The following is a 14,857-nucleotide window of genomic DNA, read 5'->3' on the forward strand; positions in this document are numbered from 1 at the left end:
AAAGTAAATAGGGATTTAACGTCTTTAGGGACTATTCCTTATCCGGGATATTATTTTTATTCATTCAAATGAGGATTTGAATTATGTCAGGCAAAAAAGAACCATACCCGGTTATCAATATCATAGAGTGTAAGGCCTGCGGACGTTGTATTGTAGCATGTCCAAAGGGTGTCCTGAAAATGAGCGACGATCTCAACGAGAGAGGATACCATTACATAGAATATGCAGGCGAGGGCTGCACAGGTTGTACCAACTGTTATTATACCTGTCCTGAGCCACTTGCCATAGAGATACACATTCCGCTTAAGGACGATTGAACTTAAGGTGAGAACATGGCAACACAATTAGTAAAAGGTAACACAGCAGCTGTCATAGGAGCACTATACGCTGGCTGTGACTGTTATTTCGGTTATCCTATCACTCCTGCAAGTGAGATATTGCAGGAAGCTTCCAGGTATTTCCCAATGCTCGGAAGAAAATTCGTACAGGCAGAGTCAGAGGAAGCTGCTATCAACATGGTCTTTGGTGCAGCATCCACAGGTCACAGGGTTATGACCGCATCATCCGGACCTGGAATAAGTCTGAAACAGGAAGGAGTATCCTATATGGCAGGAGCTGAACTTCCATGTGTAATAGTTGACATCATGAGAGCAGGCCCCGGACTTGGAAATATCGGTCCTGAGCAGGGGGACTACAATCAGGTGGTCAAAGGCGGAGGCCACGGTAACTACAAGAACATAGTACTGGCTCCAAACTCAGTGCAGGAAATGTGTGATTTTGTTATCAAGGGATTTGAACTTGCTTGCAAATACCGAAATCCTGTTGTTGTAATGGCTGACGGTGTACTCGGACAGATGGTTGAGTCCCTGCAGTTCCCGGAAGTTTCAGTAAAACCTGAGATTGACAATGAATGGGCTGTAAGTGGTACAGCAGAAACCAGAGAGAACCTTGTAACGTCCATTTTCCTTGACTTCAACCAGCTTGAAGAATTCAACTATGAGATCCAGGAAAAATACGCCACAATTGAGGAACAGGAAGTGGATTACGAGGATTATATGACAAAGGATGCTTCAATCATTCTTGTTTCATACGGTATCAGCAGTCGTATTTGCAGATCTGCTGTTGACCAGGCAAGAAAGGAAGGTATCAAGGTCGGTCTTTTCAGGCCAAAGACTTTGTTCCCGTTCCCCAAGGAAGAACTGAAGGCAATTGCAGACTCAAGGGAATGTACATTTGTTTCCGTTGAGATGAGCAACGGACAGATGCTTGAGGATATTAAACTGGCAATTGAATGCAGCAGGCCGACTGAAATTGTACACCGCATGGGTGGAAACCTGATCACAATGGACCAGGTCCTTGACAGCATCAGAAAGATCGCAGGGGAGGAGTAACAATGGCAGAAAAAGTGATAAAGAGCACTGGCCTGTACTCAGAATATACCCGTAAGGGTGGTGCAGCTCCAACCGCAACCCACTACTGTCCCGGATGTGGACATGGTGTTATCCACAAGCTTATCGGTGAGGCAATGCACGATCTTGAAATACAGGACCGCAGTGTCATGATAAGTCCTGTAGGTTGTGCTGTTTTTGCTTACTACTACTTTGATTGCGGAAACATCCAGGTAGCACACGGACGTGCTCCGGCTGTTGGAACAGGTGTTTCAAGGGCTCAGGATGATTCAGTAGTTATTGCTTACCAGGGAGACGGTGACCTCGCATCAATCGGTCTGAACGAGACAATCCAGGCAGCTAACCGTGGTGAGAAAATGGCAGTATTCTTTGTCAACAACACGGTTTACGGTATGACCGGAGGACAGATGGCACCGACAACTCTCATTGGAGAGAAGACCGTAACCTGTCCTGAAGGAAGAGATCCAGGATTTGCAGGTTATCCGTTGCACATGTGTGAGCTTCTTGACAACCTGAAGGCTCCGGTTTTCATTGAAAGGGTTTCAATTTCCGATATTTCACACATCAGAAAGGCACGCAGGGCGATTCGCAAGGCTCTTGAGATACAGCGTGACGGTAAAGGATATGCATTTGTGGAGATTCTTTCCACCTGCCCGACAAATCTCAGACAGAACTCCGAGCAGAGTACTGCTTTTGTCAATGAGCAGATGGAAAAGGAATTCCCGCTTGGAAATTACAGGGACCTTACAGATGAGACCGAATCACTTTGCAGAGGTGACAGTGTATTTGACAGAAAGTCAATTGATGACCTCTTCAACCTTGAGACTGAATCCTCACCTGACGCAAAACTTGATCCTTCATTCCCTGAAGTTCAGATAAAGGCAGCAGGTTTCGGTGGACAGGGTGTCCTTAGTATGGGACTGACCCTTGCACACGCTGGTTGTGATGCACAGCGCTTTGTTTCATGGTATCCATCATATGGTCCTGAGCAGCGTGGTGGAACTTCCAACTGTTCAGTTGTCGTATCAGGCGAATCCATTGGTTCTCCGGTAGTCTATACACCTGATGTCCTTGTGGCAATGAACCGTCCTTCACTGGAAAAGTTTGCTAATGATGTCAGGGAAGGAGGATACGTACTCTATGATTCAACAATAGGAGAATGTGATATTCCGGAAGGTGTCAAAGGCATAGCTGTTCCTGCTGTAAAGATTGCAGGTGATGCAGGTTCTGAAAAGGCTGCAAACACCGTAATGTTGGGAGTTATCATGGCACTTGGTATTACAGGACTTGAAGAGGAGCATTTCAAGTCAGCGCTTGCAGAGACTTTTGCAAAGAAACCAAAGCTCATTCCTCTGAATCATGCAGTTCTTGAAGCGGCTGCTGAATGGGCAAAAGAGAATATCTGATTTATTAAAGTCTTAAATTTAAAGATCAAAAAATTAAACAGGTAGTTTTCGCCTGTTACTTTTCTTTTTTTGAAGATAAGTTTTTAATAGCTGAAAGCCCCCTTTTATTATGGGAGAGGATAAAAATGGCTGAAAGCAACATTTTAGAAGCTAATGATTCCAACTGGGAAGAGCTAATTGAAAATCAGGAAAAACCAATGGTTGTAATGTTCTATCTGCCAACCTGTGTTCATTGTAAGGAGATTGAACCATATTTTAAGGACTACTCAATTGAGTTCCACAAGTCATGCACTTTTGTAATGATGAACGGACTTGACAGTCCAATGACTGCAAGAAAATATGGTGTGCGTGGAACACCAACTTTTAAGTTCTTCTGCAAGGGCAATGCCATTAAGGAAGAAGTTGGTCTTGTTTACCCTTCAATTCTCAGGAAATCAATTGAAGAACTCATAAGACACGGTGATGAATGTGTGCTACACACATCCCCGATGCCAGACGAGGTTTCACCATATGAGTAAAAGAATAATAGATGAATAAGTTTCACTTTTATTCATCCTTAATGAATTCACCGTTCTCAAACCGGTAATATAGTGGTTTCCCCGTTGCAAGTTCCAGTTTTGGTATATCCTCGTCACTGATATTATCAATGAACTTTATCATAGAGCGCAGGCTGTTGCCGTGTGCTGAAACTATTACATTTTTTCCGTTTTCAAGTTGTGGAACTATTTTTTCTTTAAAATAAGGTATTGTGCGCTCATAAGTATCCTTGAGACTTTCACCACCGGGTGGTTGCACATCGTAACTTCTTCTCCAGATGAATACCTGTTCCTCACCAAACTTTTCCTTTGCTTCCTGTTTGTTCTGTCCCTGCAGATTTCCGTAATATCTTTCATTCAGTGCATCATTTGAAAAGACAGGAATTTCATTTTCCTCGAATCTGACCGGATGCAGTGACCATTCATTTCTCTTCTTACTTTCATGCAGGAAAATACCACTTTTCTTCTGCTTTGCAAGTATTAGAAAAAGAGTCTCCTGCGCCCTTATGAGTTTGGATGTGAATGCAACATCTATCTCTACATTCTCAAGTTCGGTGGCACAATCCATTGCTTCCTTTATCCCTTTTTCACTAAGTGGTACATCAACCCACCCTGTGAACCTGTTCTCAAGGTTCCATATGGATTGTCCGTGTCTTAACAGTATCAGATAATTCATCGAATCATTCCCGTTCATTCCCATAAACCGAATAGTATTTTGTAGCCTGCATATTAAAAGCTTAAGGTTCTAAGGTAATATTCATAAATGTACCCGGACATCTATTGTTCCAGTTATGAACTCAGAGGACACAATTCAGGCATCGGATTTCCTGCCACTGGTCCAGCCACCCCGGAAAGATGAAAACAGTGACAGTCTTTGTTTTGCATTCAGAAACCGCAAATTATTGCTTATCTATGATGAAGGTGGTTACAGATTACCATTCCTGTCTGAAGTGGAGGGACTTGATTTTTCAGGTATAAGGACTCAGTATCTGGGAGAACTCAGGGATACTTCCTGTTATTCCATGGAACTTGACAGTTCAAAATGTCCTGATGAGATAGTATCAGGTGATCCTTTCAAGTCATCTTCCACAGATGTATGTAGTATCAGTGAAAAAATTTGTTTTGCAGGTCTCAGGGAACTTCATGGAATTCTTGAAGAAAACCTCAGTGCGCTTGCAGGAAAAGCTGTTCACGTAATGGAATGGGATAAAAATACTATTTATTGCGGCAGATGTGGCAGTGAAACATACCTTAAAGAAAAAGAGAGAGCAAAACATTGCCAAGAATGTGGTTTTACAGTTTTCCCTAAAATATCACCGGCAATAATAGTATTAATTGAAAAAGAAGACAAACTCTTGCTTGCACGTTCTCCTCATTTCCCCAAAGGAAGATACAGTATCATTGCAGGATTTGTAGAACCCGGGGAGTCAATAGAGCAGGCTGTTGTAAGGGAAGTAATGGAAGAAGTAGGTATCAATATCAAGAACGTCAAATACTTTGGAAGCCAGCCTTGGCCTTTCCCGGATTCGCTTATGATAGGGTTCACTGCTGAACATGCAGAAGGTGACATTCAGATAGATGGCGTTGAAATAGAAGACGCAGGGTGGTATACTAAAGATGAGATTCCAAATATTCCAGGAACTCATAGCATATCAGGACAACTGATACAACATTTCATCAGCAGGCACTCCTGATAGTTTAATTTTAATTTTAATTTTACTTTCCTTTTTTGTTTGGCATTTGTTATTTTTAAATGCACAAGATTTATACAGTCGCACAGCAAATAATACTCAGGACTTTATTTTTCAAACTTAATAGAAAAACATGAGGACGGCGTTAGGATGTCATTTTACAGACAAATCTATATCATTTTCATATTAGTAGCCAGTTTGACATTTGTGCAAACATGCGCAGCATTAACATATTCAGGTGGTGGTGAATGGAATTATTCTGAAGAGATTATCATTAAGGAGAACTCAGGAAGCAGTCTTACAAATTATCAGATTCCTATAGTTCTGAATAATTCTAACTTTGATTTTTCACTTGCTCAATCTGAGGGACAGGACATTCGTTTTACATCCGGTGATTCACAACTTAAACACTGGGTCGAGGAGTGGAGTTCTGGAAAAGAGACAGCAACCTTATGGGTGAAAGTACCTTCGATTCCTGCCAATAGTAACACTAAAATCATAATGCATTATGGAAATCCCGAAGCTAGCGAGATTGCAAGTGGCCCGGGAACCTTTGAGTTCTTTGATTCGTTCAGCGGAAGTACTTTCAGTAATTGGGAATCATTTACAACCGGTGGTGGTGAGCAGGAAGTTTCCAGTGGAGTGTGTAAACTCATAGTTCCAAAGTTCCATCCGGAGGATGTTTCAAGTCTTAAATCCAAGGATGAATTTTTAATAAATTCCATGTTCGTAGTAAAAAGGTCAAAAACAACTACCGGAGAAGATAGCAGAGGCCCTGTTATAACTCAGGGATTTGTTGATCCTCAGAAGGAAACTAAAAATCAGATACTTGCTGTATCAGAGCTTGAAAATGAAACAAAGGTAAGCTGGACCATTAAAAATGATAAGGAAGATGTACGCTATTATCCTTCTGATTTGACAGATATTGACGAGATCGAAGGTGACTGGTACACCATTGGAGTTACCTGGTACATGGATGATGAACTTGGAAACCTTGCCTGGTATAAGGATGGCGTCAGGGACAGTAAAATGGATATTGTGTCAACTGAAGAGTACAATTATGTTCCTGTTGAGGATATGAAAGTATACATATCTGCGAATTCATACTCTGACGCTTCAGATAATACCGGCTATGTATCTATAGACTATGCCTATGTACGTAATTTTGTTCCTGAAGAACCTACTGTAAGCTTTGAAAGTTCAGTGCAGGAACAGGAAGTTACCGCAGAAGCTCCTGTCAGAATTAACATAACTCCTGCAAGTGGTATCATGACCGCAATACGCATCTTCAATACTAGTGATTATGACGAGGATGCCATTGTTGAACTGAAAGAAAGCGGACTTAACACAATCATGGTTCTGACAAACGAGTATAACATCTGGAACCTTGAGAGATTCGTTAAGACAGCACACGACCATGATATGCAGGTCTATGCAATGATATTCAACGATCCGAACAGTGACACTAATGAGGATAACTCTGTTTACGTGAAGAATGTGCTTGAAGAGGTAATCGACTACAACAGCAAATCACTTTCAGCATTTGACGGTGTTGATATTGCTCTTGATCCATGCACTGATGACCTTGATAATGCGTGTGCTTTAAATCTTCTTCTGCTTGAAGATACCAGGGAAATAACAGGTAATGAACTTGCAATTGCAGTTGATATTCCTACATCTTATACTCTGTCTGACATTTCAGGAGTTTCGGAAACAGCCGATCTGATAATCCTTCAGACATACGAACTCGGAGAAACAAATCCGCAAACAAGGACAGATATCATTGATTCTGTAGCATCCAGAATGGGTGAAATAAGGGCATCAGAAGGAAAAGCACTTATCGGCATTTCAGTAAATGAGGATTTCCTGACAGATGCTGATGTGCAGAGTCTTCTTTCTGAGCTTGAGGATTATTATGCAGATGACAGTGCATTTGTGGGAACATCAATTGCTGTTTACGAAGAATATGATGCTTATGCAAGCATTCAGGACACTGCAGAAGAAACTGAAAGTGACGGCAGCAGTATTCCGGGATTCTCAGCAACATTGGCAATAGCCGGAATTGTCGGTGTATTGGTAGTTTCCTATATTCAAAAAAGAAGGATAAAAGAAAAGTGATGTGAGAACACATCATTTTCCTTTTTAATTTTTTTTAAATTTTATTTTTGTTCTTATTTTTTTCCGATTATCCGGTCACTGGTCGTTTTTCTGTTCAAGAAGTTCCACAGCAAGATCCCTTAGTTTGAACTTCTGGATCTTTCCGCTTGCTGTGAGTGGATAGTCTTCCACGAAGAAAACATGCTTTGGGACCTTGTAGCGTGCTATTCTTGCAAGACCAAAGTCCCTGACATCTTCTTCTGTGATGTCTGAATCCTCGGCTTTGACTATAAAAGCCCCAACGATCTCACCATATTTCTCATCAGGTATACCGACAACCTGGGCATTCTTAACACCAGGCATGGTGAAAAGGAATTCTTCGATCTCTCTTGGATAGATATTTTCTCCGCCACGAATGATCATATCCTTGATACGGCCTGTAATCTTGTAGTAACCTTCTTCATCAACAGTTGCAAGGTCACCACTATGAAGCCATCCATCTTTATCGATTGCCTTTTCTGTCATTTCAGGCATTTTATAATATCCTTTCATGACATTGTAACCACGGCAGCAGATCTCTCCCTGTTCGTTCGGTTTTACGATCTCACCACTTTCCGGATCAACGATCTTAACTTCGATCTCTGGCATTGCAGTTCCAACAGTACTGACACGGCGCTCAATTGAGTCATCCGTACTTGTCTGGGTGAACACAGGTGATGCTTCTGTAAGTCCGTAGGCGATTGTAATATCCTTGCAATGCATATCATTGATGACGCGTTTCATGGCTTCTATCGGACATGGTGAGCCTGCCATTATACCTGTTCTGAGTGATGAAAGATCGAACATCTTGAACATTGGGTGGCTGAACTCTGCAATGAACATTGTTGGCACGCCGTAAAGGGCTGTACATTTCTCTTTCTGTACTGCTGCAAGAACCATAAGTGGGTCGAAGAGCTCAAGCATAACAAGTGTACCACCATGTGTGAGAGTTGCAAGCACACCAAGCACTATTCCAAAACAATGGAACAGGGGCACCGGGAGACAAAGCCTGTCCTCTTCTGTGAATTTCTGTCTTTCACCGATGTAATAACCGTTGTTAAGAATATTGTAGTGCGTCAGCATCACACCCTTTGGGAAACCTGTCGTACCGGAGGTGTATTGCATGTTAATGACATTATCCTTATCAAGTGTCTTCATTATGTCCCGGATTTTTTGATCACTGCCGTGCTGTCCAAGGAGGAACAGTTCTCTGGTACTGTACATTCCACGATGTTTCTCCTGGCCAATGAAAATAACATTCTTCAGGTGTGGGAACTTTTCGCTTCTTAAGTTTCCACGGCTCTGGGTCTTTAGCTCAGGAACAAGCTCATAGATTGTCTCAATGTAACTTACATCCCTGAACCCATCGATAATAGCAATAGCTTTCAGGTCAGCCTGTTTCATAACATACTCGACTTCATGGATCTTATATGCGGTATTCACAGTGACCAGTACGACACCAATCTTTGCAGTGGCAAACAGGAAGGTAAGCCAGTCGGGAACATTGGTAGCCCATATACCAACATTATCCCCTTTTTTTATTCCAAGTTCAAGCAGGCCTTTAGCCAGCATGTTAACTCGTTCATCAAATTCTTTATAGGTGAACCTCAGGTCCCTGTCAGGATAGACGACAAATTCCCTGTCTGGATCGTTCCTGACAGTATTCTCAAAAAAATCACCGATGGTCTCATTTGTAAATGGCATGATTAAATCTCCGGAATCTTATTTACAACTGTTATTTTCTTCCTGCAGGTGTTCTTCCAGTTGTTTCCTGATTTCATCAGGAATTGGCACAGACTTTTTGTTCATAAAATCATAATGCACAATTGTTGACCTGCCTACTGCTCCTTTTGTCCCGTTTTGCCATGCTTCCTGTGTAACTACGAAGGACGAGTTCCCTATCCTTGATATGTAGGTAATGATCTCAACATCGTATCCGTAGAACATTTCACCTACATAGTCATATTCAGTCCTTGCCATGATGAGTTTCCAGTTCTCATAACTCAGATCAAGGTCAGGTGTAAACATTCTGAAAACCGGGTTTCTGGCCTGTTCGAACCAGATGGCAATCGCAATGTTGTTGGCGTGTTTCAGTCCGTCTATGTCGCCGAATCTTGGAGTAACAGTTGTTTTGAACATTTTCATCTACTTCTGATCTTAATTAATAAGGTGCATAAACCACTGCCAGTATCTTTGCATCTTCGCTTCCTGTTGCATGAACAAGATGCGGAACAACGGAATCGTAATATATGCTGTCACCGGTTGAAAGTGTGAAGCTGTCATTTCCGTAAAGTATCTCTATCTCGCCGCCGAGCACGTAAATGAATTCTTCTCCTTCATGGGATGATTGCTTTGCCTCACCTGACCTGGGGTGGACATCTATGATGAAAGGTTCCATGTGTCTGTCAGCCTTGTCTTTAGCCAGTGAGAAAAAGTCCAGTGTGCTTTTTTCGCATGTGTCGCAGTTACCGGAGAATCTCACAACATTGTCAGATTCACCATTTTTAACAACTACCGGTCCTGTGTGTGGTGCATCGTCCAGGAATGTTCCAAGACGAACTCCCAGAGCTCTTGCGATCTGCATGACCGGAGTAAGAGAAGGAACAAGCGCTCCGTTTTCGAGTTGCGTTATCAGTTCTGTGCTTGTATTACTGTTATTTGCAAGATCCTCCACAGACATTTTCTGCATTTCACGTATCTGGCGTATTTTGTCACCTAGTATGTTCTTATCTGCCATCGTTAATCCTCTTGTTTTTTGTCACAAAACGTGTTCTTAGGCTTATGGTATGCTCAGTTAAAAAAGTATTGATTTATCATGAACATTAGAACCGGAACAGTCTGCTTCTTTTTGCTTCCAGGATCCTAAATATATTATCTTAAATAATGTATAAGTTGTTTCAACAATTATTGAAATGGATATGTTTAAATAGCTACGAACCAATCTATAATTGTATTTCAATTTATTTCAAAACAGGTGATAAGAGATGCATTTCGGTCTTGGAATAGATGCTGGCGGAACATATACGGATGCAGTGCTCATAAGAGGTTCAGACGGTGCGATAGTTGATTCTAAAAAAGCTTTCACCACATATCCTGATCTCCAGGAAGGTATAAAGAACGTGCTGGATTCACTTGATCAGGAACTTCTTAAAAACGTGAATCTTGTCTCAGTTTCCACAACACTTTCCACAAATTCGTTACTTGAAGGAACTGGAACTTCAGTTGCTCTTATCATTATAGGTGAAAAACCTGCTCAAACCGAATTCCCCTCTGAATATATGATATGCGTGCAGGGTGGACATGACACCAGAGGTGACCAGTTCAGTGAACTTGATGTGGGCGCTGTTGAGGATTTCATCCGCAGCACAAAAAGGCAGGTTTCTGCTTATGCGGTTTCCGGATATTTTGGTGTAAGAAATCCTGAGCATGAACTTCAGGTGAAAGAAATTATCACAAATATGACCGAAATGCCGGTTGTGTGTGGTCATGAGCTTTCACAGGAACTCGGTGCCTATGAAAGAGCTGTAACTGCTATCCTCAATGCCCAGCTTATCCCTATCACTCACCAGTTTGTAAGTTCTGTTGTAAAAGATGTCCGTGAACGTGGAATTGATGCACGTCTTCTGATGCTCAAATGTGATGGTTCGGTTTACAATATAGAGGATGCACTGGAAAAACCAATAGAAACGATATTCTCGGGTCCTGCTGCCAGCTTGCTTGGTGCATCCTATCTTTCAAAAATGGAAACATGTGCTGTTATTGATATTGGGGGAACCAGCACTGATGTTTCAATGATTCACAACGGAGTGCCTGAGATAAGCAGCTCCGGTGCTGTTGTAGGTGGATGGAAGACCCGTGTAAGAGCTATGAAAATGGAAACCTCTGCAACAGGAGGTGACAGTCACATATGGGTTCAGGATTCACAAGTACATGTGGGACCCAGAAGAGTTCTTCCACTATGTGTTGCTTCCACAATGTATCCTGATCTTCTGAACAAGCTCAAAAGAAACAGGGTTGTTTCAAGAAATTTAATGGATGAGAATTTCCAGCCTACCAAATTCTTTGTCAGAACAGCCTATGAAGCTTTTGATCTTAAAGCTGATGCACGTCGACTCCTATCAATGATCGGTAGTGAACCTGTGTCAGTTTCCGAGATTAATTCTGCTCTTCGAAAGAATATTCCTTCTGATGTTCTGAATTCTCTTATACAAAAAAGGCTTGTACAGGGAATAGGTTTCACACCCACGGATGCTTTGCACGTTCTTGGTATCTATGATAAATGGAATGTACAGGCTTCAGAGATAGGTGCCATGAATCTCGCACGCTATACTACAAAGGGAAAATACGATCTTTGTACTTATGTGAGGGAGCTTGTGGCAAAGAACATGGCAGCAGATCTTATGTCCTATATTCTTCCACATCATCCACCGGAGATGATCGCTGACCTGCTTGACAATGAATATCCTGCAAAATTCAAGGTTGAGCTTCCTGTAGTGCTTCTTGGAGGTCCTTCAAGAGCTTATGACAGTGAACTTAGTTCTCTTATTGATGCCGAAGTAGTGGTTCCTGAATTTGCAGATGTTGGAAATGCAGTTGGAGCACTTGCAGGTAAAGGTGTCAAAAGAATAGAGATCATGATAAGGCCCGCATCTCTGGAAAATCCGGATGAGGATTTCCTTGTGTTTTCTCCTGTTAGTAGAGAGCGTTTCAAAAGTTACGGGGATGCAGTTGAATTTGCAACAAATGTCGGTAACGAGCTGGTACTTGATTATGAAATGCGTTGTGGGATCTTAAAACAGGATACTAAAGTGACAGTATCAAAGAAAACCGTGTCTCCAGATAACTGGTCTCATCCACCACTGGAAACAAAAGTGATAGTTGTGGGTATTGGCAACCCAATGATGATATTGAAGGAATGAGAAGTCAATCTTCAATTAATTGCAGGAAGAGTAACGTGGACCTTTGTTCCGGAACCTTCCACACTTTCGATCCAGAGCCTTCCTCCGTGATCTTCAGTAATCCTCTTGCAAATGTTAAGACCAATGCCAGCACCACCATATCTCCTTGTAAGGGAACTGTCAAGCTGGTAAAAGCTATCAAATGTCTTTATGATCTTTGTTTCAGGTATTCCAATTCCTGTATCTTCAATGATTATATGTATTCTCTTTTCTTCCATTGTTGCTGAAATTGAAATCCTGCCACCTGATGGTGTAAATTTAAAAGCGTTATCTATCAGATGAATAAAAACCTCACTAAGATAATTTGAATCACCATTTACAAAGGGCAGGGAATCCGGAATTGTATTTTCTATTGTCAGGTTCTTATCAGTATTCTCCATCGAAATTATGGAAAGCGTTTTTTCTACGATCTGTGGTATTCTTAACTCAGAGTATTCATATTCGTAATTCTTCGCTTCCAGTGTGCTCATGAAAAGTAACGATTCGATAAGACGTTTTAATTGTCCTGAATTGCTGTTGACAACTTTCATAGCTCTTTTTTGTTCTTTGTTAAGCGGACCCAGTGTTTCATCACCTACAAGTTCACTGAAGCCCATTATTGAGATAAGAGGTGTTTTCAGTTCATGACTCATGGTTGCAAGGAAATTACTCTTCATCTCATCCAGTGAATGAAGTTCATCGTTCGCTTCCCTGAGTTCATCATTGATCTCTTCCAGTTTCATGTTGTATTTCTTAAGTTCATCCTCTGACCTTTTAAGAAGGATCATGTCACCCACCATCTGGGTGATAAGGGATAGCTGTCGGATATTGTTTTCAGTGTAATCATCTTTCTTATTTGCAACTGCAAGGAAACCAACAACTTCATTTTCATAGAGTATGGGTGTTGCAATATATGACCAGACTCTCATTTTCCTGAATATGTCAGGGCATCTCTCAAGTTCTATTTCATCTGGCTTGTTCATTACAAGGGGTTTTTTATTTTCCAGTAATTCTGTCCATCTGTGACAACTTTCCAATCCGTATATCAGATCATTATCGGTAAAACCATGCATCTTTAACATATTTTCAGGTTTTATAATAACGGAGGACAGCTTTTTATATTCATCAAAGAAACCAAGAACTCCTGCTTCGCTTCCTGTTAACTTGATTCCTTCTGAAAGTGCGAAATTGCAAATATCGTCAATGGAAAAACCATTCATGTAACTTAATTCATGTAATGTTTCAAGGCATGATTCATCAATCATCAAAGCTTTTTCTGTTTTTTTGAGTTCTGTCAGATCATTGAGTATGAAGACAATCCTGCTATTGGTTTTCGCATAGTAAAAAACAACCTGCCTTTCACTTCCATCCAGACATTTTATTATCCATTCTCCACTAATTCCGGAATCCTTTTCTTTTGATATATCATTCCAGTTTTCCTGTACTTTCCTGCGATAATCAGGATCTGGATAGGCTGCTTCCCACCATTTACTGATTGTGGGGATGTCATCAACAGTATAACCTATCATTTCAGTGAACTTGTGGTTCGTATATTCAAACTCTCCAAGAGAATTCATAATAGCTATAGGAAGCGGTGAATTGTCTATTATTTTTCTGAAATTCTCTTCACTTTCTTTTATGGCCCTTTCGGCCTGTTTGATTTCTGTGATATCATGTGCCAGTTCCAAACGTACATCGCTGCCATCAATCCATTTTATTATCCTGTCCATGATCAGATAATCTCTTTCTGATATTGGGTTATGATATTCCCATTTGTATGTACGGTCTTTATTTTTGAGTATCAGGGGATTTGTACAAAAGTCGCATGGTTCACCGAATCCCTGGAGTACCTTATAACATTTTTTCCCAATTGGATTCTCTTCAAGTATCTGCTTCAGGAATTTGTTAACATATAATATTTCATAGGTATAAGGATCAGATACATATACAGGTTCTTCAATGCTGTCAAATATTGACAACAGTTGTCTTCTTTCCAGGTTCAGATCTTCTGTAATGGATCTTTTCCTGAACGCCATTGCAAGTATATTTGAATATGTATTAAGTACCTCAATATCTTTTTTAGTCCATTCGCCGGTTTCCCTTACATTATCAAAGCCTATAAAACCGGCAATTTCATTTTCTATAAAGAATGGAAGTGCAATAAGTGATTTTATATCCTGGCTCATCAGGAGCTCTTTTTCAGAGTTAGCTTCAGGTGGCAGTTTTTCAATATCTTTTATGTGAATGGATCCTTCTTGTGCCACTTTATCAAGCCACCATTTGTAATCAGAACCAGATAAGTTTTGAAGTATTTCTTTTTGTGGCTCGACATCATCTGCACACCATTCATGTGTATTGCTTACATTATATTCATCATCCAGAATTCTGAATACATATGCACGGTCAGCACTGCAAAGTTTACCAAGCATGCCAAGTGACTCTTCTATCTTCTCATCCAGATTGTCGGCAAATGAGATCATTGATGATATTTTAGATAGGGTACTTTCTATCTGGTATTTCACCATGAGCCTGTCGTGAGCATCCTTGTTTTTTTGTACTTCGGTTTCGAGGTCTTTTTTCAATGCTGTTATTTTGAGATTATGAGCTATTACAAAACAGAAAAGTATTATCAACAGGCTGATCCAGATAATTTTTTGTTCACCTTCAAGAATGTATAGATGGAACAGGATAATAGCCAAAATGATCAAAAAAGATAAAATCAGTAATACTAATTTGTTTGTG

General features: G+C 40.9%; 12 protein-coding genes. 7 read left to right on the forward strand and 5 right to left on the reverse strand.

The genetic code is table 11. From position 1 onward, the window contains the following. Positions 1–83 precede the first annotated feature (83 nt). The 4 genes from J2746_RS02740 (at position 84) to J2746_RS02755 (ending at position 3,333) form a co-directional block, all read left to right on the forward strand. Positions 84–317 (forward strand): 4Fe-4S dicluster domain-containing protein, encoded by a 234-nt coding sequence (locus J2746_RS02740; protein ID WP_209615899.1) that lies wholly within the window; start codon positions 84–86, stop codon positions 315–317. 15 nt (positions 318–332) lie between these two features. Then, positions 333–1,391: a 3-methyl-2-oxobutanoate dehydrogenase subunit VorB gene (locus J2746_RS02745; RefSeq protein WP_209615901.1), complete on the forward strand. Its 1,059-nt coding sequence runs from the start codon at positions 333–335 to the stop codon at positions 1,389–1,391. 2 nt (positions 1,392–1,393) lie between these two features. After that, complete coding sequence (locus J2746_RS02750; protein ID WP_209615903.1) at positions 1,394–2,815, forward strand: 2-oxoacid:acceptor oxidoreductase family protein; 1,422 nt, start codon at positions 1,394–1,396, stop codon at positions 2,813–2,815. Positions 2,816–2,940: 125 nt separating this feature from the next. Beyond that, positions 2,941–3,333: a thioredoxin family protein gene (locus J2746_RS02755; protein WP_209615906.1), complete on the forward strand. Its 393-nt coding sequence runs from the start codon at positions 2,941–2,943 to the stop codon at positions 3,331–3,333. A 28-nt stretch (positions 3,334–3,361) separates the two neighbouring features. Here the strand turns inward: J2746_RS02755 and J2746_RS02760 are convergent, their stop codons facing one another. Then, a complete protein-coding gene (locus J2746_RS02760) occupies positions 3,362–4,045 on the reverse strand; it encodes a 2,3-bisphosphoglycerate-dependent phosphoglycerate mutase (RefSeq protein ID WP_245249952.1) in 684 nt (227 codons plus the stop codon). Between the two features lie 97 nt (positions 4,046–4,142). On the opposite strand from J2746_RS02760, the gene nudC reads away from it, so the two are divergent. Both nudC and J2746_RS02770 read left to right on the forward strand, forming a co-directional pair. Next, complete coding sequence (gene nudC, locus J2746_RS02765) at positions 4,143–5,045, forward strand: NAD(+) diphosphatase (protein WP_209615909.1); 903 nt, start codon at positions 4,143–4,145, stop codon at positions 5,043–5,045. Between the two features lie 204 nt (positions 5,046–5,249). After that, on the forward strand, positions 5,250–7,160 hold the full coding sequence (locus J2746_RS02770) for a DUF2341 domain-containing protein (RefSeq protein ID WP_342451782.1): 1,911 nt from the start codon (positions 5,250–5,252) through the stop codon (positions 7,158–7,160). Positions 7,161–7,235: 75 nt separating this feature from the next. On the opposite strand, the gene J2746_RS02775 is transcribed toward J2746_RS02770, so the two are convergent. From J2746_RS02775 to J2746_RS02785, 3 genes are read right to left on the reverse strand one after another with little or no spacing between them, the layout of a single operon-like run. Continuing rightward, complete coding sequence (locus tag J2746_RS02775; RefSeq protein WP_209615914.1) at positions 7,236–8,882, reverse strand: AMP-binding protein; 1,647 nt, start codon at positions 8,880–8,882, stop codon at positions 7,236–7,238. A gap of 18 nt (positions 8,883–8,900) precedes the next feature. Beyond that, positions 8,901–9,317 carry an acyl-CoA thioesterase gene (locus tag J2746_RS02780; RefSeq protein WP_209615917.1) on the reverse strand — a complete coding sequence of 139 codons (417 nt, stop codon included), beginning with the start codon at positions 9,315–9,317 and terminating at the stop codon, positions 8,901–8,903. Between the two features lie 22 nt (positions 9,318–9,339). Further along, a complete protein-coding gene (locus J2746_RS02785) occupies positions 9,340–9,915 on the reverse strand; it encodes a helix-turn-helix domain-containing protein (RefSeq protein WP_209615919.1) in 576 nt (191 codons plus the stop codon). Between the two features lie 247 nt (positions 9,916–10,162). Here J2746_RS02785 and J2746_RS02790 point away from each other — a divergent pair, with 247 nt between their 5' ends. After that, positions 10,163–12,097, forward strand: coding sequence for a hydantoinase/oxoprolinase family protein (locus J2746_RS02790; RefSeq protein ID WP_209615921.1), 1,935 nt, complete (start codon positions 10,163–10,165; stop codon positions 12,095–12,097). 11 nt (positions 12,098–12,108) lie between these two features. On the opposite strand, the gene J2746_RS02795 is transcribed toward J2746_RS02790, so the two are convergent. Next, positions 12,109–14,823 (reverse strand): ATP-binding protein, encoded by a 2,715-nt coding sequence (locus J2746_RS02795; RefSeq protein WP_209615924.1) that lies wholly within the window; start codon positions 14,821–14,823, stop codon positions 12,109–12,111. Between the last annotated feature and the right edge of the window lie 34 nt (positions 14,824–14,857).

The organism is Methanolobus bombayensis (assembly GCF_017873415.1).
In the GTDB taxonomy this organism is placed as follows: domain Archaea; phylum Halobacteriota; class Methanosarcinia; order Methanosarcinales; family Methanosarcinaceae; genus Methanolobus; species Methanolobus bombayensis.